A 22,364-nucleotide genomic window follows, 5' to 3' on the forward strand; every position below is an offset into this window, starting at 1 on the left:
ACCGCCTGGGAGGCCTCCCACCTCAAGGTCCAGGTCATCGACAAGGGAGCCGGACCGATCCAAGTCCACCTCTCGGGCAACGCCACCTTCCTGCGACTGCCGAAGATCCTCGACAGCCTCGAGACGCTGCCCCAGGACCGCCCGATCCGGCTGGACCTCACCGGACTGCACCACCTCGACCACGCCTGCCGCACGGCACTCACGAACTGGGCCATGCAGCACAGCGACCCCGGATCCGTGCAGATGACCGAGCTGGCCAAGGTCGGCGCCGGCAGCTAGGACGCCGGCGAGATCATCGGGCCCAGTGGCACCGACAGCGTCGTCGCGTGGCACTAGGAGGTGGCGTATGTGCTGCAATCAGTGCGACTGTTCTCATCGGGAACGGAGCCGGATCAGGCGGTCCGGGTTCTCTCGCCCCTTCGGGGAGATGTTTGTGGTGGTCAGAGTAGAGCTCGTCCCCGACCAGTAGGACGGTGCGGACCGGCCGTCAGAGCTGGACACGCCCTCCGGCGTGGCGGACTCGTAGCACGTAGAGCGACCCTTCGCCGAGCGCGCTGACCAGCAGCTCGTCACCGGCGACGGCGGTGCCGGAAGGGGCCCAGGCCCAGCCACTGCTGCCCGACTCCAGGTACGGCGCGGTCGTCCCCTCACCCACACACGACTCGAGCATTGACCAGCCCATGGAACGGGATATCGGCGTAGCTGTGCCACTACCAGCGTTGCCGTTCGTCGGGCCGAGCGAAGCTGGTCGATAAACGTGCAGAAATGTGCGCGATTTCACGACTCTGAACGGGGGCAGTCGCGCCATTTGAATGGCTTGTCCCTGAGAGGCGTACTCCCAAGGGGTGCTCCGACAGGGCATCCCAGATCGCTGAGGCGGCGCATACCGTCGATATCGGAGACAAGACTTTCGCTGTTATCAGGAAACGGAGACCATGAGTATCAAGAACGAGATCCCAGCCGCAGGTACTTCCCCGGTGATGGACAGGAGAAGCCTGCTTGTAGCCGCCGGCGTCGGTGCCGCGGCCGTTGGCGGGATGTCATTCGCCAGCGCTCCGGGGGCCTTCGCCGCGGGCGGCGATGGAAGCGGTAAGGGCGGTCCGGACAACTGGTACACGAGCAACAAGGTGGTCGTGGAGAAGGTTTCCTTCGACAACCAGTACAAGATGTCCATCACGGGGAACCTGTTCAAGCCCAAGGGCTTGAACGAGCGCAAGGCGCACCCGGCGATCGTGGTCGGGCACCCCATGGGCGCGGTGAAGGAGCAGAGCTCGAACCTCTACGCCACGAAGCTGGCCGAGCAGGGCTTCGTAGCGCTGGCGATCGATCAGTCGTTCTGGGGCGAGAGCGAGGGGCAGCCCCGGCAGGCCGTCCTTCCCGATGTCTACACCGAGGCGTTCATGGCGGCGGTGGACTTTCTGGGGACCCGCAAGTTCGTCGACCGTGAGCGGATCGGTGCGCTCGGGATCTGCGGCAGCGGCAGCATCGTGATCAGCGCCGCGAAGCTGGACCCGCGGATGAAGGCTGTTGCCACGGTGAGCATGTATGACATGGGTTCGGTCAACCGCAGCGGCCTCAACCACTCTCAGTCCGTGGAGCAGCGCAAGCAGATCCTCGCGCAGGCAGCCGAGCAGCGTTACACAGAGTTCACTGGTGGGGAGACGCCGTGGGCCGGTGGAACGCCCCATGAGGTTGACGAGAATTCCTCCGACATCGAGCGCGAGTTCTACGACTTCTATCGCACCCCGCGTGGGGAGTACACGCCGGACAGTGCCACCCCGGAGTCGACGACGCATCGCAAGCTGTCGGCGGAGACGAAGTTCATCAACTTCTACCCGTTCAACGACATCGAGACCATCTCGCCTCGACCGATGCTGTTCATCTCCGGAGACCAGGCGCACTCCCGCGAATTCAGCCAGGACGCATTTGCGCGTGCCGCAGAGCCCAAGGAGCTCTACTGGGTTCCCGGTGCGGGACACGTCGACCTGTACGACGACACCTCGCGCATTCCGTTCGACAAGCTCACGGGCTTCTTCGACAAGCATCTTGCGGCGTGATGGCGGGTTCTGATCGCTGAAACACTGGTCCCGATCCTTGTGCAGCGGCTTGGCTCCGTGGTGGTTTCTCGGGATTCATCGTGCTCGACCACGGCCGACATACAACCCACCTCATAGACAGAAGGAGAAAGCACTAGATGACTGATCGCAGGTTCGCCGGAAAGGTCGCCCTCGTGACTGGCGCCGGGAGCGGCATCGGCCGCGCCACGGCGGTCGCGTTCGCTGCCGAAGGAGCAGCGGTCGCGCTCGCTGACATCGACACAGCCGGCAACGAGGAGACCGCGCGACTTGTCGCCGAACACGGGGGACAGGTGATCGCGGCGAAGTGCGACGTGTCGTCCTCGGACGACATCCAGGCAGTGGTCGAGCAGGCGGTGCGCGAGCTCGGTCGACTCGACATCGCATTCAACAACGCCGGCATCGAGCAGCCGCCGGCGCCCCTCGTCGACATCACCGAGGACGAGTGGACGCGACTGATCGACATCGATCTGCGCAGCGTGTTCCTCTGCATGAAGTACGAGATCCCGGCCATGCTCGAGCACGGCGGCGGGTCGATCGTGAACACCTCGTCCGGGGCCGGCGTCGTCGGCATCCGTGGCCAGGCTGCGTACGTCGCCGCGAAGCACGGGCTTATCGGGCTGACGAAGTCGGCGGCGCTGGACTACGCCGCGGAAGGGATCAGGGTCAACGCCATCTGCCCGGGCATCATCGAGACGCCGATGATGGACAGGTTCTCCGGTGGTACGGAGGAGGGCCGCGCTCGTGTCATCGGACAGGAACCGGTCGGCAGGATGGGCAGCCCCGAGGAGATAGCCTCCGCCGTGCTCTGGCTCTCCTCCGACCTCGGTGCCTTTGCCACGGGCCACGCCCTGGTGATGGACGGCGGCCAGACCGTCGGGTTCTGACGCAGGCCTCTATGCCCCTCGGCGTAGATGACCGGACCAGGCGACCAGACCGCAGCGCACCTTTGGTGTTTGTCGGGTCCCGGAGGCGAACCAGTGGCGGCGACCACGGTGTGCCACGTAATACCCGTCCCTCTCAGCTGACCGCTCTGTCGAACTACCGTCGCCGTATCCCTGGAACGACCACCGACGCCGTGTGACGAGCTCGCGCGTCATGGCTAGTGGCATGGACAGCAAGGAACGGCGCACAATACGAGAACGTCCGCGCCAACGCGGCGTGCAAACGTGGCGGAGGTGGGGCAACCCGGTCGTCGAGAGCGGAGATCCAGGCGATCACAACATCCGCCGTACGGTCGTCTAGCCGATCCTGGGTCAGGCCTCGAAACTTCGTCTGCACATCGGTCGAAGTGAAAGGGTGAGGGCTGCTGCCGCGACCGTACTCGCGCTCCAAGATGAGGATCTGTTCAGGCGTTTCGACCAAGAGCCGGGGTCGAGTCAGTGTCGGGATCTCGTGAACCGACATGGTCGCGAGGCGTCTACGAACGCTCGAAGTGCCGTGGTCGAGGTAGTCATCTGGTCGCAACGGCCGGCCCTCGAGCAGGAGGGCGATGGAAACGGGGAAACACATCCGGGCGGTTTCGCTAGTCAAAACGGGGTCCGGGCAGATCATTGGGCGTAGGAAGGGCGGGACCTCGATGCGGATGCCCTGCACCGCTTCCGGATCCAGCGTGCCTGCTTCCAACACGTCGACGACGGCGTCGATGGCAGGGTGGGCCGCTTCGGCAGGCGGCGTACATCTTGATGGCGGAATGCTCCGCGTGCCAGGTTGTCCCCAGATCCTTCAGCAGTCCCTACCGTCTGGGCCGTGATCCGAATAGCAAACGGCTCTAGGGTACCTACTTGGGCTGGGCCCCGCGGTCGAGCCGACTGCGTCGAATTACCGGTGCAGAGTCCATGAATCCTCACGGCTTCTCGAACACCAACTTGCTATCCGGCGATCGCAACGGCATCCAACTCGATCAGCGCACCGCCGTAGAGCGACTTCGCGACGATTGTGGTCGCTGCGGGCGGCGCGACCACCCCGTGACGTTCGTACGCAGCCGCGCGGGAGTCTCGGAAGGCGGGGAAGTGGTCGTCATTGGTCAGGTAGGCGCGAATCGAAACCGCCAGATCCAAACTGCTGCCGGCGCCTGTGAGTGCTGCGGCAAGAAGATCCCACACCAGTTCGGCCTGCGCGGCGAAGTCGCCGGGATGAACCACGTTGGCGCTTTCATCGACAGGGAGTTGACCAGCGACATGAAGAGTGGCGGTGGCCGGCCCGACCACTACGACGTTGGAGTACTGGCCCACAGGGGGAGGTGTGCCGTCGGGACTCAGGAACGTAATTGCCTCAGACATGTCTTCAATCACCGGACGCTGTTTCGGTCGAGCTCTTCGTCCGCAAGGGTCAAACCGTGATCCAGCGCGTCGAGCAGGCTGTGAAGGTCTCCTTCGGGCATAACGAGGGCTGGGGAGATGAAGACTGACGTCTGCTCCCCGCTCGTACCGATCAGTGCTCCCGCGTCCGCTGCTCGAGCCGCGATTCTGGTTGCAAGCGGGGGTACAGCAGAATCGCCTCGCCACTCGCGCCAGTCAGGCCCTTGCACCTCAACAGTCCAATGCATGCCCCGGCCGCCGATCCGCAACACGCTGGGATGCTTGGCTGCGATGACGGCCATCCTTGCGCTGATCAAGTCGTCCATTGCGTATGCGCGATTGACCAGATCGGTGCTTGCCATGGTCGCGATGGTGGCGCGAACAGCGGCGATGGTCAGAGGATGGCCGCGGAAGGTGCTGTAGGTCTGCCAGGTCCAACCGTCCATCCGCTCCAGCAACTCCCGCGAGACAACCACGGCTCCCGCCGGAGCTCCGCCTCCACCAACGTGCTTCCCGAGTGTCACGATGTCCGGCTTGGTCTTGCCGTTCTGGTATGCGAACCATCCGCCGTTGCGACCGAGCCCGGTCACGACCTCGTCCGCGATCCACAGGGCACCAGCTGCCTTGGCGTGGCGTGCGAGCTCGTCCTGGTAGTCAGAGTCGTAGTACACGCCGCCCTGCGTGTAGTCGACGATCACGGCGGCCGTCTCCGAGAGAGCCTCGGGAACGCCGGACAGGAGCTCAGTGATCGGTGTTGAGCTTGTTTCGCCGAAGCGGTATCTCCCAGGTCCCGGGACCTGCACCACGTGAGCGCTCGGAGGGACGGGACGGAAGCCCCCCGTTAGGGACGAGAGCCCACCATGCCACTGAGGCTGGACGGTCATGTCACGGGACAGGCCAGTCATGCCGTGGTATGCCCGCTCCCGAGTCGCGAGCGTCTGCCGGCCGGTGATCGACTGGGCCAGTGAGAGGGCCAAGTCGTTCGCCTCGCTGCCACTCAGAAAGAAGCGGACGGCTCCTACCCAATCCAGGTCGTCACCGAAGGCGGTCTCGACGAGCTCGCGCGCCGCTTCTTCGCGGTCGACCCAGAGCCAACCCTCGTTGACAACCGGTGCCTCGGCGGCCTTGCGAATGGCCTCGACGATGGCGGGATGCTTGTGCCCGAGGGCGCCACCAGTGTTGCTTCCGTCGATCAGCCATCGGCCGTCCGACATCTGGAACCGGACGCCCTCGGCGCCGATCACCTTCTTGCTCTTGTCGTCTCCGCTGTTGATTCCGGTGAACAGCAAACGGCTGTCGGTGTTCATGACTCCTCCTTGATTGCCGACAGACTACTGTCGACAATCCCCAGAACACAACCAGATTTACAATGAATGTTCATTGTCGACTGTCTCCGCTACCATTCAGAGCATGCCGTCGAAACCATTGGCTCCGGTCGCTCGTCTGAGATTGGCGGACCTTGCTTACCAAGCGCTGCGCCGGTCGATCATTGACGGCTCACTCGAGATGGGGGAGCGACTCAAGGAGACTGAGATCGCCGAGGAGCTCCAGATGAGTCGCGCTCCGGTCCGGGAGGCTATCCAGCGCTTGGCCGGTGAAGGACTCGTGGTGCGCGAAGCCCATCTGGGCGCGCAGGTGCTCAAGGTTACTGCTGAGGATGTCGCCGACTTGTATAACGTGCGGCTCAGCCTCGAGACGGCCGCCCTGCGGCTCTATCTCGCGAATGGGGTCGACAAAGCACCGCTGAGCCAATTGATGGACGACATGAAGTCTGCGGCCGCCAATGCTGACGTAGATGGCGTCGTCGCTGCTGAGCTGAACTGGCATCGTCACATCGTCGAGGCGTCCGGTAGCGCGCTGATTCGGCGCATCTTCGGTGAGCTGGAGGGAAGGGTCAGTCTGGTCGCCTTTCTTGAGGACAGGCTGCTCCACTCGTCCTCGTCGAAGGACATGCTCTCGACCGAACTCGGGTTCATTGTGTCCGAGCACGACGCAATCAGCGAAGCAATCATCGCGGCAGATGACGAGACGGCCGTCGCGCTGTTCGAGCGGCACTTCCATTCCACCGTCATCGACCTGCTCAAGGAGCTAGGCGGTGATCCCTCACTGCTGCTGGAGCCGATGTCCGATTCCGCGGTGAGCAGAAACTCTGAGGCTGCTCAGCTCGACTGATTCGGCTCCCATCCTCGAGGTTGTGAGTGCCTCCGCGCGGCGTGGAGGCACTCACAACTTTCCGAAGAGCTATCAGTATGTGACGACGGCCCGGAGTCCCTTGCCCTGTCGCATCTCGTCGAACGCGGCGGAGACATCCGCGAGTCCGATCCGGCTTCCAATCAGCTCATCCAGCGGGAGCTTGCCTGCCAGATACAGGTCTGCCAGCATCGGGAATGTGAGGGATGCGTTCGCGCTGCCGTAGCTGCAGCCGATGATCGTCTTGCCATTCAAAGCGACGTCCAGGACATCAAGTGGCAGCCTCGCTCCACGGGTGGGCATGCCCACCAGCACGGTGGTCCCTGCGGCGCGCGTCATCGCGACGCACTGTTCGGCGGTATCCACCCGACCGGCTGCCTCGAACACGAAGTTCGCCCCTCCGTGGGTCTCCTCGATGCACGCGTCGACTGGGTCGTGCTCTCGTGCGTTCACGACGTGCGTCGCACCGACCGCTCGAGCAGCTTCCAGCTTCTCATCCGACATGTCGACCGCGATGATCGGATAGGCGCCCGAGACTGCCAGCCCCATGACAACCGACAGGCCGACTCCGCCGCAACCGACCACGATCGCGCTACTACCGGGTGGTACCTGCGCGGTATGGAGAGCAGCGCCAATCCCTGTTGTGGCGCCGCAACCAATGAGCGCGGCGACCTCGAAGGGGAGCTCGTCAGGAACGGCGATGGCGCCGGTCTCGGGAACGACGGCGTACTCGGCGAAACTTCCGACGTTCAGATAGGCATGCACGGCATGACCATCCTGACGGAGCCGGGTGGTGCCGTCGGCCATGACGCATTTGTTGGCCTGAGTGTCGCGGCATGCCCACTGGCGACCGCTCACGCAGTATTCGCATCGAAGGCACGGCGCGAACCACGAGAGGATGACACGTTCGCCGATCCTGGACGGGTCGACACCTGGGCCGACAGACTCGATCACCCCGGCCCCCTCGTGGCCGAGGACCATGGGGGAGGGCATCTTCCAATCTCCAGTGACGACATGCAGGTCGGAGTGGCATACGCCGCTCGCCCGAAGGCGTACTCGCACCTCACCTACGGCGGGGTCAGCCACATCGACCGTGCCGAGTTCCAGGCCTGCAGCTTCGGTGAAGACGAGCGCGTTGGCGTCGATGGAGCTCACTTCGCGGTCCTCCATCGTGGCAAGTCCTCGGACGCGGTAGTGAGCGCGCCATACAGGTCGGGCCGGCGGTCCCGATAGATCGGACGGCTCAGCCGTGTGTCGATGACGTTGCGGCGGTTGATGACCGAGGAGATGATCTCTTCTTCGGTCTTTGATGCCACCGCCATCAGACGGCCCTCTGGGTCAGCTACAAGACTGGTGCCGCAGAACTCCAGCTCGTCTTCGAGGCCGACCTTGTTGGCGGCCAAGACGTAGAGCTGGTTGTCACAGGCACGAGCCGACATGATCGTCGTCATCGGGAACTGCTCTGGTGTAGCGAACGGTGCCACGATCAGGTCGGCGCCGTTGAGCGCGCTGCAGCGAGCGGACTCGGAGAATTCGTTGTCGTAGCAGATGTTGATGCCCATCGAGAAGCCGCCGACGGCAGTGGTGTTGAAGTAGCTGCCATTCCGGAAGAAGACCTTCTCCAAGGACGCTGTTGCAGCGGGGTGCGTCTTGCGGTACTTGCTCACGATGCTGCCGGAGGGAGCAACCACCATCGCGGTGTCGTACGTCAAACCGGGGCCGTCCTCCTCCAGGAGAGTCGCGACGATGGTGATGCCGTGGCGGCGGGCGGCGTCCTTCACCGCCTGCATGGAAGGTCCGTCTTCGTGCTCAGCGAGCCGCACCAAGGAGGGGTCGTGGCGCGTGAAGATGTACTCGGTGTTGAAGAACTCAGGCAGGACCACCAGGTCGGCGTGATGCTCAGTGGCGGCCACGTTGATGAGGTCCACGGCCTTGGCGACATTGGCCCTGACGTCAGGCCCGCTGTTCATCTGTACCGCGGCGACCACGAGGTCGCTGGTCAGCTTCTGTGTCATGAACGGTTCGGTTCCCATCAGATCTCCCGGATCGTGGTGGCAGTGCCGTCGGAGATGAGCTCGCAGCCGTGGTCGCGGACTACGACCATCTCTTCGGTGATCATTTGGCCAATGTCGGGATGCGTCAGGCTGGGCTCGACGCACATCGCGGTGCCGGCGACGATCTCGGCGTGCTCCTGGAGTGCGAGCGAGGGAGGCTCCGGCATGGCCATGCCGATTCCGTGGGCAAACCGCCCGAGAACCGCGTTGCTGGGGTCGGCGAACTCCGGAACGATCTTGACTACCCGCTTTTCGATTGCGGTATAGGCCTCGGACCATGTGCGCCCCGGACGAACCTCCTCGTACGTAACTGCCATGACGTCGCCGAGCTTGCTGACAATGTCTTTGGAGACCTGCGGCGCGGGGCCATTGGAGGCAAGCCGGCAAAAGTCAGACCAGTAGCCGGCAACCTGGCAACCGGAGTCGACGTAGAGGGCGGTGCGTGGGGCGACCTTGCGATACATGAAGCCTCCCGACCACACCGTTGCGCGGGGATCGGCGGTCACGGAGATATAGCCGAGAGCCTCGGCGCCCCCTTCGAAGAGATAACTGGCCATGCGGCGGTAGATCTCGTCCTCGCGCACACCGACCAGTGATGCCGAGTACAGCTTGTCAAACGCACTGGAGTTGATCTTGGCGGCGGTGCGCAAGTGTGCGATCTCTGCCTCGGATTTGACGAGTCGAAGGCCCCAGAGCAGCTCTGAGGCATCGACGTGCGACGCGTGCGAGGTGCGTCCGCGAAACTTCGCCATCTCCGCTTCCGGCACCTCATACGGCAGCCAGTTGCCGCCCTCGTAACCGATCGTGGGGGAGGAGCCGAGGACGTCTCTGACCAAGTCAACGACCACATCGAAGGCGGGATCATTGGACAGACCGGGCCCCCCGAACGGGATGACAGTGACGTTATGTCCAGTGATCCGTGCCATGCCCGCTTCGACGCTGGAACAGGCGACGTAGCAGTCGCTCGCAGCCGTGTACAGCGCAAGAATCGGCCGCGACATGTTGTTCCATCGGCGGGTTGTATGGCCGCTCAGGTACCGATGGGTGGTCGCGTTGTTCACCACGATGGCGTCGAGTCCGGCGCCGTTCATGGCCTTTGTGAGGCGGGCACGGCGGTCCTCGTACTCGGCGGGTGCGAAGTCCGGGACCCACCCGTCAGCGTTGACGAGTTCATCAGCTGGTTGAAAGGACATTGATTACCTCATATTCGAGACCGATTGCTTGTTGTCGACAGTCGACTGCACTGATCGTGCATGCTGCCACAGATTCTCGATTTGCGCGAGGGCCGTAATCCGCCGTGGCCCGATCCGTACGCGCGTCGGTCGCGGGTCGGGTAGGGCCCTGCTTGGTGTGGGCGGCCGAGGGCTCCGTGCAAAAAGTCGCCGGAGCCCTTGACTCGGCGTCGCATACTGTCGACAATCGACGGAATGTCAGACGCGTCGGCCTCGGAGGCCGGAGCTGACCAGGCCGAACCCATAAGGAGCCCCAGATGTCTGATCGCCGAAGGAACCTCTCGCGTCGAGGGAGTGCACTACTCACGCTCGTGTCGCTCAGCACAGTGGTGCTGAGTGGGTGTGGGTCTGGTGCAAGCGGAGATGAAGGTCAGGAGTCGGCCGACCTCGCTCAGGCCAACTTGACCTTCGCTGACTACGGCGGCGACCTCAGCGAGGCTATGAACTCGTCCTGGCTCGAGCCGTTCAGTGAGGAGACGGGCGCGAAGTTCACCCAGGACCCGAGCATGGATCCTGCCAAGATCAGGATTCAGGTCGAGACCGGAAACGTGGAGTGGGACCTGGCAGAGGTTGACACGTGGCTTGCGAATCAGCAGTGCGGGAAGCAGTTCGAGGAGCTCAACCCCGGGACGCTCGATGCCTCGAAGTTCAGCGATGGCTACGTCACCAACAAGTGCGGTGTTCCGGTGCTCGGGTGGGGAGCAGTGCTGGCATACGACAAGAGCAAGTTCGGCGACGATCCTCCGACGTCGTGGGCAGACTTCTTCGACACCAAGAAGTACCCAGGCAAGCGGTGCGCGCCGGCGTCTAGTCCTCCGGGACAGTTCAACATGGAGGCAGGGCTGCTGGCGGACGGGGTAGCGCCAGATGAGCTCTACCCTCTGGACGTAGACCGCGCGATTGAGAGGTGGCGTCCCATCGCGGATGACACTGCTTTCCTGGAGTCGTCGACCCAGCAGGTCGACACGATGATCTCGGGCGGCGCTGCGATGTGCATCGCCTACTCGTCGCGTGTCTATGACGCCGTCAAGGGCGGCGCCAATTGGCAGGCGGTCTGGCCCACGGTCATTCGCAACTGGGACAACATCGTGGTGCTGAAGGGTTCGGCCAGCAACGAGGATGCCAAGGCGTTCCTGGACTGGATGTCGGACCATCCCGAAGCCCAGGACCAGCTGGCCGAACAGGTCGCCTTCGCCTCCACAGCCGATGACAGCACAGGGCGTGGGGACCCGCTGCTCGCGGAGTATCTCGTCTCGAACCACCGTGACGAGGGCACCAGCATCGACTTCGACTGGTACGCCGATGGCGTGGACGCCGCGTCGATGAAGTGGCAGGAAGCATTCGTCGGATGACGGTCGCAGATTCCGAAGAGACCAGACCATCAGTGGGAAGGTCGGGACGAGCATTGGGCACAAGGTGAATGCCTCTTGTGCCTTAAAGCAGGAGCGTTCATGGAAGCGCCACTGCCCATGATATTCCGTCGCGAGTCGCACCTAAGCCAGGAGAAGTACCGAAGATGACCTCAACCGTAATCGATGCGCCCCGGCGATCGCATCCACCAGGTCGAAGTATCAAGGCTAGATTGATGTTCAGCCCGACAACGCTCTTGATCCTTCCGGCGCTGGCCATCATGCTGATCTTCTTCGTCGTGCCAGCGATCACGATTCTGTCGCGGGCGTGGACCGATTACCAGGCGCCCCAGGTAGGCGGATGGGACAACTTCACGTGGTTCTTCACCAACACCGTCAACATTAGGATCCTGGTCCGAACCTTCGCCGTCTCCCTGCTGGTGACGGCCATCTGTCTAATCATGGCGTTTCCGTTCGCATATCTGATGACGCTGGTGTCCCGGAGGTGGCTCGTGGTCATGATGACCGCGGTCCTTCTCCCCTTCTTCACCAACTACTTGGTCCGGATCTTCGCCTGGGTGGTCCTACTCCAGGACAACGGCCTCGTCAACAAGCTGGCAGGTGTCTTCGGTATCGGGCCCTTCGAGATCATAGGCAGTACGTTCGCGGTGGCGATTGGAATGGCTCAGACCTTGCTGCCGCTCATGATCCTTCCGCTCTACTCTGTACTCCAGGGAATCGACCGCAATCTACTGCGCGCATCTGAGAGCCTCGGAGCCTCGCCCCTCAAGTCGTTCACGCGGATCTACCTTCCGCTGGCTTTGCCGGGAATGCTTGCGGGCAGCGTCCTCGTGTTCGTCTTCGGCCTCGGCTTCTATCTCACGCCGGCGGTCCTGGGTTCTCCGCAAAATTCGATGCTCGCGCAACAGGTCGTCACCCAGGTGCAGGACCTGCTGGCCTGGGGGCGTGGCGCTGTAATGGGCATGGTTCTAGTGGTCGTGACGCTTCTTCTGCTCGCTGTCGCGATGCGCTTCGCGCGCGGTGCGGTCAGCGCTGCCTACGGAATTAGGTGAGCTGCATGAACACCCGACGCACGCTCAGCCGATCAATCCAGCCGGCTCGCCTCCTTCTGGGATTCGTTGCTGCCCTTGTCGCAGGTTGGATGCTCCTGCCCACCCTCGTCATCATTCCTTTGAGCTTCTCGTCCTCACATGCCAGTTTCCAGTTCCCGCCCCCGGGATGGTCGTTGGACCTTTACCGGAACCTCGCGTCACCCGTCTGGTTCAACGCCACCATGAACTCCTTACGAATCGCAGCCGTGGTGATGTGCATCAGCACCGTCGTCGGAACCGCTGCGGCGTTGGCGCTGGACCGTTCGAAGTTTCGAGCGAAGGGCGGCATCACAGCGCTGTTGTTCGCACCCATGATCATCCCGACTGCCGTAGTCGGCATCGGCGTCTACGCGACCTTTCTCGAGTGGAATCTCACTGGCACCTACTTGGGGTTCATCATGGCGCACTGCGTCGTCGCAATGCCCATGGTTCTGGTCGCCGTGACATCTAGCCTTCGGGTGTACGACCGCAATCAGGAGAGCGCCGCAGCGAGTCTTGGCGCTGGACCGGTGAAGACGTTCTTCCAGGTCACGCTGCCTCAGATTCGTGCTGGCGTGGCTACCGGTGCGGTTCTGGCCTTCATCGAGTCCTTTGGGGAAGTGGTCATCTCCCTCTTCCTCGCCAGCCCCCGTCTGCAGACACTGCCCGTCCTGATGTTCATCAGCATGCGGCGTGAGGTTGACACCACAGTTGCAGCGGCGGCGACGGTCATCCTGGTGGCAGCAGTCGTCGTCATCCCGTTCATCGCCCTGCTACAGACAAGGAACCACCATGTCCAGTCCTGATCTGACGACGGGCGGCAGCCTCTCACTTCGATCCCTGGCGAAGCGATACGGCCAGGTTGAGGCGCTTATGAACGTGTCCCTTGAGATCGAGGCAGGTGAGTTCGTCACGTTCCTGGGCCCGAGCGGATCGGGCAAGTCCACGACGCTCAACCTGATTGCCGGGTTCCAGGACCTGACCTCGGGCGAAATCCTCATGGACGGCAAGCCATTGCAGGACGTCAAGCCCCACAAGCGCGAGCTCGGAATTGTCTTCCAGAACTACGCTCTGTTTCCCCACATGACGGCCGGAGAGAACGTGGCTTACCCGCTGCGGCAACGCAAGGTGCCCAAGGGGAAGAGGATCGAGCGCGTCGAGGAGGCATTGGCTTCGGTGGGACTGTCTGGCTACGCCAACCGGTACCCGCGAGAGCTGTCTGGCGGTCAGCAGCAGCGGGTGGCAGTCGCTCGAGCGCTCGTATTTCAGCCTCGCGTCCTGCTGATGGACGAACCGCTCGGAGCACTGGACAAGCATCTCAGGCAGACCCTTCAGCTGGAGATCAAGAGGCTGCACCGACAGCTTGGCATCACGTTCATCTACGTGACGCACGACCAGGAGGAGGCTTTGGTGATGTCTGATCGGATCGCGGTCTTCAACAGCGGCGCCATCGAGCAGGTCGGAAGCCCAACCGAGCTGTACGACACGCCAGCCACCCCCTTCGTTGCCGGGTTCCTCGGTGAGACCAATGCGATCCCTGGCGTTATCAAGGCCAACGCCGAAGGTGTCCTCGTTCACCCGTCGGGAACCTGTCGTACCGACCCGGCGTCGAGCCAGGGTCATGGCGAGGCAACGCTCTTCGTGCGTCCCGAGAAGGTGCGCATGGTCACGGAGCGAAAGCCCGTGAGTGAGGACGAGAACTGCATCTCGGGGTGCGTCAAAGAGACCGTATACATGGGTTCGTTCCAGAAGATCATCGTCGCCGTCGAAGGCAGCGATGTCACGGTCACCGTCATGGAAGACACCGGCGCCGCCCTGCCGGACATCGGATCGCCGATCACCGTCGCATGGCAGGTGACTGACTCACGGGTCCTCATCAAGCCAGGAACCGACGCCCTCGGCGCCTCTCCGAGCGTGGATGTCGAGGTGGGCGTCTGATGGGGACCACGCGAATGTTGTATCCATTCATCGACGGTGCGGAGCACAGGCCCAGGACCGATGCCGTCGACGAGATCTACGATCCCTCCACCGCCACGGTGATCGCAACTGCTGCCCGTTCCACGGCTGAGGACGTCGACCTCGCGGTCCGGAGCGCCGGCCGCGCATGGCAGGAAACGTGGCGTCACACCTCACCATCACAGCGCGCGACGGCGCTACTACGCGTCGCCCAGGGCGTCGAAGATCGTCTGGATGAGTTCGCAGCCCTCGAGTCGAGTGACGCCGGGAAGCCGATCAGCTCGGTTCGCGGCGAGATCGCCCTCGCGGTGGACCATCTCCGCTTCTTCGCAGGTGCCGCAAGGGCATTGTCTGGACCTACGGCCGGTGAGTACATCCCAGGGACCACCTCCATGTTGCGGCGTGACCCGATCGGGGTCGTAGGTCAAATTGCGCCCTGGAACTATCCACTCCTCATGGCTGTATGGAAATGCGGACCTGCGCTGGCGGCCGGCAACACCGTGGTCATGAAGCCTGCTGAGACCACGCCATTCACGACGCTGCTGTTGGCGGAGGTCGCTTCTGACTTCCTGCCGCGCGGCGCACTCAACGTCGTCACCGGTGCTGCGCAAACTGGGGAGGCCATCGTCGAGCACCCTCTAGTGCGCATGGTGTCCATCACTGGGTCCACCGCAGCTGGACACCGTGTCGCAGAACTCAGCGCTCGCCAACTCAAGCCAGCCCACTTGGAGCTCGGGGGCAAGGCGCCGGTGGTTGTCTTCGATGATGTAGACCCTGCCCTCGCCGCTCAGAAGATCGCCGGTGCGGCGTTCTACAACGCAGGCCAGGACTGTACGGCGGCGACGCGCATGATCGTCCACAAGAACGTCTATGAGGAATTCGTCCAGGCGCTTACCGCCGCAGCCGCCGGATATGTGATGGGCCCAACCTCGTCAATGAAGACGAACCTGGGCCCAGTCACGAACGCGCGCCAGAACGAGAGAGTCAGAGGGTTCCTCGATCGCTGCCCCGAACACATTGAACGGATCAGCCCAGACAATGCCAATAGTCTGCCCGGCTACTACGTCGATCCGACTGTCCTCGTCGGGGTCGAACAGCACGACGAGGTGGTCCAAGAGGAGATCTTCGGCCCAGTCGTCACTGTCCAAGAGTTTCAGACGCCCGAGGAGGCGCTGGGCTTGGCGAACGGCACCAGGTACGCGTTGGCCGCTTCGGTCTGGACCCGGGACATTGGTCGTGCGATGCGATTCAGCCGAGAACTGAACTTCGGCTGCGTGTGGGTGAACACCCACCTCAGCGTCACGCCTGAGTTTCCCCACGGTGGTGGAAAGGAAACCGGGGGCGGTAAGGACCTATCCATGGCTGTCGTCCACGAATACACCGAGGCGCGGCACGTGATGATCGGAGGCCTAGAGACTTGATGGGTAATCCCGATCCCCGCCACGACATCCTCTTCACCCCCATTCAGTTGGGTCCGAAGACCGCGCCAAACCGCTTCTACCAGACGCCGCACGCAACCGGCCTCGGCGAATCCGCGGCGGCCGGCGCGGCGCTCCGCCGTACCAAGGCAGAGGGCGGTTGGGGAGTCGTCAACACCGAGGCCGTCAAGATCAGCTATGAGTCCGACATGAGCGGATTCCGCGTCATGTCCTGGCTCCTGGACGAATCCGACGCCAGCAACTGGCGGCGCACGTGCGAGGAGGTACACGAGCACGGGTCCCTGATCGGGATCGAGCTGCTCATCACCGCATCAAAGTCTTCGGGTTTCGGCGCTAGAGAGCCCGCCGGGCGGGTGAGCGCCATCCAGAACCCGGGTGACTTCAACGCCGGCTACTACGAGATGGATCTTGACGACATCGCACGTGCCCAGCAGCGGTACGTCGATGCGGCTCTCTTGGCCCGTGACGCGGGATTCGACATCATCAACATCTACGGCGCCGAGGGTGCCGGTCTGCCCTTGGAATTCCTCTCGCCTTGGTACAACCGGCGCAGTGACGGCTACGGCGGTTCGTTGCGCAACCGCGCGAGGTTTTGGCTCGAGGTTCTGGAAAAGGTCGGCGACGCCGTCGGCAGTGACCTGAGCATCACAGCGAGGTTCAACCCTTGTCAGGGCAATGGCCGGACCCCTGCCGTGGATCTCGACCCAGAAGGTCTCCAGTTCATCGAAATGGCAGACGATCTGGTCGACTTCTGGGACATCCAGGTCGGCCGACCAGGTCCGCTCGCGGCGTCGAGTTCGCCGGCGGCGCGCTTCGGCGTGGAGAACTATGCCAGTGCATGGGTGCGTCAGGTGAAGTCGTTGACGGACAAGCCGGTCGTTGCTCCCGGATGGTTCACCTCTGCCGATGCCATGGCGTCGGTGATCTCCTCCGGCCAACAGGATTTGATCGGGGCCGCGCGCCCTTCCATCGCCGATCCTTTCCTTCCCGCCAAGATCCGGTCGGGCGAATTCGAGAGCATCCGTGAATGCATCGGCTGCAATGTCTGCGTATCGCGCTACGACCACGGGGGTCGAATCGTCTGCACCCAGAACGCCACGCTCGGCGAGGAGTACCGGCGGGGGTGGCACCCGGAGCGATTCACGAAGTCTGCACTCTCTGAGAAGCCTGTTCTCATCGTCGGCGCCGGTCCGGCCGGTCTTGAACTGGCATCGGTCCTGGCCCGCCGAGGACACGAAGCTGTGCACGTGGTGGACGCAGCACCAATGGTGGGTGGTCACTACCGATGGGTCTCGAAGCTGCCGGGCCTCGGTGCCTGGGTGCGGATCATCGACTACCGAGAGCAGGTGCTGCAGCAGCACAAGGCCGTAGAAGTCATCACTGACACGAGACTGACCGTCCCAGAGATCCTCGACTACGGCGCTGCTGTTGTGGTCACAGCTACGGGCTCGCAGTGGTCGAGCAACGGGCTCAACGGATGGTCACGGCAGGCGATACCCGGAGCCGACGCCATCGCGTCGTCGTGGCAGTTCACGCCGGAACAGATAATGGCAGGCGATCCGGTGGACGCCGACAAGGTCCTGATATATGACTGCGACGGCTATTACATGGCGCCGAGTCTGGCGGAGAAACTGCTGCTCGAGGGGAAGCATGTCACCGTCGTCACTCCTTACACAGAACTGGGAAGGTGGCTCGCCCACACTGGCGAGCGTGAACTGATCAACCGGATTCAGGCGGCAGGCGCCATGATCGTCACCGGCACGCAGGTAGCTCGGGTCGATGGAGGCCAAGTCTCACTCGTCGGGGGCGGCCTCGCCGCTGAGCCGACCACCGTGCGCGTCGACGCCGTTGTGTGGGTCACTCAGAGAGTCTCCGACGACATTCTCTACCGCGGTCTCGTCGCTTACCCCGCACTACTGCAGTCACACGACGTGGAGCGTGTTCTCCACGTCGGAGACGCCCGTGCCCCTCGCATGCACCTCGCCGACACGATCTTCGACGCCCATCGGCTCGGCCGGGAAATCGACTCTGCGACCCCCGACGTCGCCGCACCCTACATCCGGGAACATCGGGTGTTGGGCTGGAAGGACGCTGACTACGACGCGATCCTCCGCGCGAATCCAACTCCCATCCAGTAAGAGACGAGAGACATATGACGAACGTGGCAGCCACCCCCAGTACCGCCCTCGACCGCGGCATCCGAATCGGGAATCGCGAAATCACAAGCACGGTGACATCCGAGGTCGTGGACCCGTATGCCGGCACAGTGATCGGCCGGGTGAGTCAAGCGAGCGCAGACCAGGCCCTGGACGCGGTCTCGGCGGCCTACCAGGCACTCGACCAGCCGATTCCCGCACATGAGCGTGCGGCGATCCTGGACCGGATCGCGCACGGCCTCGTGGAGCGGCGTGAAGAGCTCGCGGCGATGATCTGCACCGAGGTCGGTAAGCCGATCAGCATGGCTCGGGGTGAGGTCGACCGCGCGGTTACCACCTATCAGCTCTCGTCGGCGGTCGCGCGCCTACGTTCGAACTCGACGGTAGCGATGGATGCCACGGTGGCGGGGGAGGGCAAGCTCGGCTACCTCGTGGGTCGCCCTATCGGGGTCGTCACTGCGATCACCCCGTTCAACTTCCCCCTGAACCTCGTTGCGCACAAGTTGGCGCCGGCCCTCGCAGCGGGTTGCCCTGTGGTGCTGAAGCCAGCACCTCAGGGGCCCTTCAGCGCCTTCTTGCTCGCCGATATATGCGAGGCTGCGGGCCTCCCCGAAGGCTATCTGTCGGTCGTTCCTGGCGACCCGCGAGAGATCAGCGCCGCGATCATCGAGGACCCGCGGGTCGCCGCGATCAGCTTCACGGGATCGGCGGCTGTGGGTTGGCACATCGCCTCGACCGCCCCGAGGAAGAAGGTTCTTCTTGAGCTCGGAAACGCGAGCCCCGCCATCGTTGAACCTGACGCCGACCTGGACCGCGCAGCCGCACTCCTGACGCCGAACGCGTTCGGCTTCGCCGGCCAGACGTGCGTCTCGGTGCAACGGGTCTATGCGCACGCCGACATCCACGACGCACTGGTCGAGAAGCTCATCGAGCGCTCGGGCGGCATCGGTGTCGGTGACCCTCGGAATGCCGAGGTCACCTGCGGGCCCGTCATCGACGACGGGGCGGCCGAGCGGACCCTGGACGCGATCGGGCAGGCGACCGAACTCGGCGCCTCCGTTCACACCGGCGGCGAGAGGCGCTCTGACGGAGTGCTGCCGCCAACCATCCTCAGCGGTGTGTCGCAGAGATCCGACCTGATGCAGAAGGAGGCGTTTGCGCCCGTCCTGAGTGTTCTCGCCGTCGACGGGTTCGACCAAGCGGTTGAGTTCGCCAATGACTCCGTATACGGGCTCCAGGCAGCGATCTTCACTTCCGACATCTCCAAGGCGCTCCGTGCGACCGAGCGACTCGACTTCGGCGGCGTCCTAGTTAACGAAGCCCCGGCATTCCGCACCGACAACATGCCGTATGGGGGCGTTCGCGATTCAGGTAACACCAAGGAAGGCCCTGAATGGACCGCGGCCGAACTGACGGTGAACCGACTCTGCATCCTCTCGAAGTGATGCGGCCCGATCACCAGCGGAAGACCTCGTCGGTGTCGTCATCAGGCGAGTGCTCAACTGAAGGAGGGTCGTTCGACGCGATCCAGCAGGTGAACACGACACTGACGCGTCAGGGCGTGTCCATTGATGACAGCGCGCTCACGAAGTCGTTGTACGCATCTGACGCCTCGATCTACCGGGTCGCTCCCGCAGCGGTCGCGTTCCCTCGCGGCATCGACGAGATCGACGCGATCGTGGAGGCATGCCGAGCCAACGGCGTCTCAGTCACGAGTCGCGGCGCTGGTACGTCGATCGCTGGCAATGCCGTCGGCCCTGGCGTGGTCATCGACCACAGCCGGTACCTGAACTCTGTCCTTGCCATCGACCCTGCGAGTAGGACGGCACGCGTACAGGCCGGCGTAGCGCACGCGACCCTGCAGCGTGCCGCTCTGGCTGAAGGACTTCGCTTCGGTCCAGATCCTTCATCGCACAGTCGCTGCACGATTGGCGGGATGATCGGGAACAACGCCTGTGGATCCCGCGCCCTGGGATACGGCCGGACGAGCGACAACGTCTTGGGGTTGGATCTGCTGACTGCATCCGGCGAACATCTCGGTGTCGGAAGTCTCGCTAGGGCAGGATTTGTCCCTTCGCCTCTCGAGGAAGCCTTGCGGGCAACAGCGCAGCGGTCCTTGGCGACCATCCGGACGAACCTTGGCCGGTTTGGCCGACAAGTTTCCGGATATTCACTCGAGCACTTGCTCCCCGAGCGCGGTTTCGACTTGACTAAGGCGCTGGTCGGGACCGAAGGCACACTCGGCGTCGTTGTCGAAGCGGACGTCCGTCTCGTTAAGGAGCCTGCGCACCGGGTCTTGGTGGTGCTCGGGTTCGCAGACATGATCGCGGCGGCCGCCGCGGTGCCTCCACTGCTCGCATTCGGACCGACTGCATGTGAAGGGCTCGACCGGCGCATCACAGACGCTGTACGAGCAAAGCGCGGTGCCGGCGCAGTACCCGATCTACCACGCGGTTCTGGGTGGCTCTTCGTGGAGATCGTCGGAGATGTGCCGGAGGAGGTCAATGACACCGCTGCTCGTGTCGCCGCGTCCAGCGACGCCGTCGGTTCGCGAGTGGTGCGCTCCGCTTCCGAGATGGCGGCGCTGTGGAGGATCCGTGAGGATGGCTCTGGACTCGTTGCGAGAACGTCGAGCGGTCGACCAGCGCACGCAGGGTGGGAGGATGCCGCGGTCCCTCCGAGCCAGCTGGCTTCCTACTTGGAGGAATTCGAGGACCTTCTCGGCTCACATCGATACCAGGGCGTGCCGTACGGCCACTTCGGCGACGGATGCGTGCATGTTCGCATCGACTTCGAACTCGAAGACGACGCAGGACGACAGCGTTTCGGGGACTTCCTCACGGATGCGGCGCACCTGGTCGCCAAGTACGGAGGCTCGATGTCCGGCGAGCACGGTGACGGGCGTGCGCGAAGCGAACTGCTCAAATACATGTACGCGCCAGAGGTTCTCGATCTATTCGCCGAGGTCAAACGCCACTTTGATCCGAATGGCCTCTTCAATCCGGGGGTGATTGTCGACCCCGCGGCGGCGATTGCCGATGTCCGCTATTCGAAACCTCAGTCGCCATCAAACGCACTGGCCTTCCTTTATCCTGACGACTCCGAAGACCTCGTCGGGGCAGTGCATCGATGCACCGGCGTGGGTCGATGCGTCGCCCCCACTGCGAACTCTGGCACGGCGATGTGTCCCTCGTTCCGTGCTACCCGGGAGGAGAAGGACTCAACTAGAGGCCGAGCGCGTGTCCTGCAGGACGCCGTCTCAGGAAACCTCGGTCCGGCGGGCCTGGCATCATCAGCGGTCGCCGACGCCCTCGAGCTGTGCCTGAGTTGCAAGGCATGTCGTAGCGACTGCCCTACAGGCGTCGACATGGCGAAGTACAAGGCGGAGGTTCTACACCAGAAGTACCGGCGACGCCTCCGCCCGAGGTCACACTACTCTCTGGGCTTCCTACCGCTCTGGCTCCGTGCGGCGGGGTTGGCGCCAGCGCTGTTCAACGCGGTCAGCAAGCGTGGGACCCCGTCCCTGCTTGCGTGGCTCGCCGGGATCGACGAACGGCGATCGATCCCAGCACTAGCGGGGCGCCACGCCCGCGCCGAGTGGTCCCGGAACTCAGAAGTGCGGAGGTCGAGCGGTCATGGGGAGCCGGCGACAACGAGCAAGGATGTCGTGCTCTTCGTTGACACCTTCTCGGACAGCTTTGCCCCACGGAGCCTCGCGGCGGTGCTGTCGGTGCTGAAGGCCGCGGGTTATCGGGTCCATGTGCCGAACCGCAGGATCTGTTGTGGGCTGACCTGGATCTCGACCGGTCAGCTCACGGGGGCTCGCCGTCGGCTACGCGACACAGCGAAGGTGCTGCACCCATTCGTCGAAAGAGGGATGAAAGTGCTGGGCCTCGAGCCCTCTTGCACAGCAGCACTCAGGTCAGACCTCGCGGAACTGGTCGACACTCCAGAGGCGAGGGAGGTGGCAAGTGCGGTCAGCACCCTCGCCGAACTGCTCCAGTCCGATCCTGACTATCAGGCACCCCGCCTTGCGGGCGTCGAGATCCTTGCACAACCGCATTGTCACCATAGAGCAATCTTCGGATGGTCCGCGGATCTCGCGCTGCTGGAGGCGACTGGCGCCAGCGTGACGACGGTGGACGGCTGCTGCGGGTTGGCGGGAAACTTCGGTGTGGAGCGCGGCCACTACGACGTCTCCGTCGCGATCGCAGAAGACCACCTCCTTCCCGCCGTACGGCAGGCGCCGCCGAACACCGTCGTGTTGGCGGATGGATTCTCCTGCCGAACGCAGATCGACGCGCTCGCCCACAGGACGACCGTGCATCTTGCGGAACTGCTCGATACCGGTCCTTCCGCGTTCGGCACACCTCTCAACTAGAGCGGGTGACGAGCTCTGGGAACCCGTTGGCGCCGATCATCTCTTTCGATGACGGATTAGTGGCGTGGCGCATCTCAGGTCTGCCAGCGCAACGACATCAATATTGCGCATGGCGGCATCATCGAATGTCATTGGACGGGA

Annotated in this window: 19 protein-coding genes; 12 read left to right on the forward strand and 7 right to left on the reverse strand. The window is 63.5% G+C overall.

Going from position 1 to position 22,364, the window contains the following annotated elements:
- Positions 1-279, forward strand: a 279-nt coding sequence (locus AB0F44_RS24325) for a hypothetical protein (RefSeq protein ID WP_357359238.1), incomplete at its 5' end; no start/stop codon positions are given.
- A 208-nt stretch (positions 280-487) separates the two neighbouring features.
- Here AB0F44_RS24325 and AB0F44_RS24330 read toward each other — a convergent pair.
- A complete protein-coding gene (locus AB0F44_RS24330) occupies positions 488-655 on the reverse strand; it encodes a hypothetical protein (RefSeq protein WP_357359239.1) in 168 nt (55 codons plus the stop codon).
- Positions 656-935: 280 nt separating this feature from the next.
- On the opposite strand from AB0F44_RS24330, the gene AB0F44_RS24335 reads away from it, so the two are divergent.
- Entirely contained in the window at positions 936-2,057 is a 1,122-nt protein-coding gene (locus AB0F44_RS24335; RefSeq protein WP_357359240.1) for an alpha/beta hydrolase, read from the forward strand.
- Between the two features lie 137 nt (positions 2,058-2,194).
- Positions 2,195-2,962: a glucose 1-dehydrogenase gene (locus AB0F44_RS24340; RefSeq protein ID WP_357359241.1), complete on the forward strand. Its 768-nt coding sequence runs from the start codon at positions 2,195-2,197 to the stop codon at positions 2,960-2,962.
- Between the two features lie 154 nt (positions 2,963-3,116).
- On the opposite strand, the gene AB0F44_RS24345 is transcribed toward AB0F44_RS24340, so the two are convergent.
- From AB0F44_RS24345 to AB0F44_RS24355, 3 genes are all read right to left on the reverse strand, one after another.
- Complete coding sequence (locus tag AB0F44_RS24345) at positions 3,117-3,797, reverse strand: hypothetical protein (RefSeq protein WP_357359286.1); 681 nt, start codon at positions 3,795-3,797, stop codon at positions 3,117-3,119.
- Positions 3,798-3,946: 149 nt separating this feature from the next.
- On the reverse strand, positions 3,947-4,369 hold the full coding sequence (locus tag AB0F44_RS24350; protein ID WP_357359242.1) for a RidA family protein: 423 nt from the start codon (positions 4,367-4,369) through the stop codon (positions 3,947-3,949).
- Entirely contained in the window at positions 4,366-5,682 is a 1,317-nt protein-coding gene (locus AB0F44_RS24355; protein ID WP_357359243.1) for an aminotransferase class III-fold pyridoxal phosphate-dependent enzyme, read from the reverse strand. The genes AB0F44_RS24350 and AB0F44_RS24355 overlap by 4 nt, the downstream gene beginning before the upstream one ends.
- 103 nt (positions 5,683-5,785) lie before the next feature.
- Here AB0F44_RS24355 and AB0F44_RS24360 point away from each other — a divergent pair, with 103 nt between their 5' ends.
- Positions 5,786-6,547, forward strand: coding sequence for a GntR family transcriptional regulator (locus tag AB0F44_RS24360; RefSeq protein WP_357359244.1), 762 nt, complete (start codon positions 5,786-5,788; stop codon positions 6,545-6,547).
- Positions 6,548-6,619: 72 nt separating this feature from the next.
- Here AB0F44_RS24360 and AB0F44_RS24365 read toward each other — a convergent pair whose 3' ends face one another.
- From AB0F44_RS24365 to AB0F44_RS24375, 3 genes are read right to left on the reverse strand one after another with little or no spacing between them, the layout of a single operon-like run.
- Positions 6,620-7,720 carry a Zn-dependent alcohol dehydrogenase gene (locus tag AB0F44_RS24365; RefSeq protein ID WP_357359245.1) on the reverse strand — a complete coding sequence of 367 codons (1,101 nt, stop codon included), beginning with the start codon at positions 7,718-7,720 and terminating at the stop codon, positions 6,620-6,622.
- Positions 7,717-8,580 (reverse strand): carbon-nitrogen hydrolase family protein, encoded by an 864-nt coding sequence (locus tag AB0F44_RS24370; protein ID WP_357359246.1) that lies wholly within the window; start codon positions 8,578-8,580, stop codon positions 7,717-7,719. Before AB0F44_RS24370 ends, AB0F44_RS24365 begins: the two co-directional genes overlap by 4 nt.
- Positions 8,581-8,597: 17 nt before the next feature.
- Entirely contained in the window at positions 8,598-9,812 is a 1,215-nt protein-coding gene (locus AB0F44_RS24375) for a M24 family metallopeptidase (RefSeq protein ID WP_357359247.1), read from the reverse strand.
- A gap of 296 nt (positions 9,813-10,108) precedes the next feature.
- Between AB0F44_RS24375 and AB0F44_RS24380 the strand changes: the two genes are divergently transcribed.
- From AB0F44_RS24380 to AB0F44_RS24415, 8 genes are all read left to right on the forward strand, one after another.
- Positions 10,109-11,203, forward strand: a complete 1,095-nt coding sequence (locus tag AB0F44_RS24380) for an extracellular solute-binding protein (RefSeq protein ID WP_357359248.1) — start codon at positions 10,109-10,111, stop codon at positions 11,201-11,203.
- Positions 11,204-11,436: 233 nt separating this feature from the next.
- Positions 11,437-12,273: an ABC transporter permease gene (locus tag AB0F44_RS24385; RefSeq protein ID WP_357359249.1), complete on the forward strand. Its 837-nt coding sequence runs from the start codon at positions 11,437-11,439 to the stop codon at positions 12,271-12,273.
- A 5-nt stretch (positions 12,274-12,278) separates the two neighbouring features.
- Positions 12,279-13,097 carry an ABC transporter permease gene (locus AB0F44_RS24390; protein ID WP_357359250.1) on the forward strand — a complete coding sequence of 273 codons (819 nt, stop codon included), beginning with the start codon at positions 12,279-12,281 and terminating at the stop codon, positions 13,095-13,097.
- Entirely contained in the window at positions 13,084-14,229 is a 1,146-nt protein-coding gene (locus AB0F44_RS24395) for an ABC transporter ATP-binding protein (RefSeq protein ID WP_357359251.1), read from the forward strand. Before AB0F44_RS24390 ends, AB0F44_RS24395 begins: the two co-directional genes overlap by 14 nt.
- Positions 14,229-15,668: an aminobutyraldehyde dehydrogenase gene (locus tag AB0F44_RS24400; protein ID WP_357359252.1), complete on the forward strand. Its 1,440-nt coding sequence runs from the start codon at positions 14,229-14,231 to the stop codon at positions 15,666-15,668. Before AB0F44_RS24395 ends, AB0F44_RS24400 begins: the two co-directional genes overlap by 1 nt.
- Positions 15,668-17,824 (forward strand): NAD(P)-binding protein, encoded by a 2,157-nt coding sequence (locus AB0F44_RS24405; RefSeq protein ID WP_357359253.1) that lies wholly within the window; start codon positions 15,668-15,670, stop codon positions 17,822-17,824. The genes AB0F44_RS24400 and AB0F44_RS24405 overlap by 1 nt, the downstream gene beginning before the upstream one ends.
- 14 nt (positions 17,825-17,838) lie before the next feature.
- A complete protein-coding gene (locus AB0F44_RS24410) occupies positions 17,839-19,287 on the forward strand; it encodes an aldehyde dehydrogenase family protein (RefSeq protein WP_357359254.1) in 1,449 nt (482 codons plus the stop codon).
- Complete coding sequence (locus AB0F44_RS24415) at positions 19,236-22,223, forward strand: FAD-binding and (Fe-S)-binding domain-containing protein (protein ID WP_357359255.1); 2,988 nt, start codon at positions 19,236-19,238, stop codon at positions 22,221-22,223. The genes AB0F44_RS24410 and AB0F44_RS24415 overlap by 52 nt, the downstream gene beginning before the upstream one ends.
- Positions 22,224-22,364: the final 141 nt, after the last annotated feature.

The organism is Nocardioides sp. NPDC023903 (genome assembly GCF_040639295.1).
Lineage (GTDB): Bacteria > Actinomycetota > Actinomycetes > Propionibacteriales > Nocardioidaceae > Nocardioides.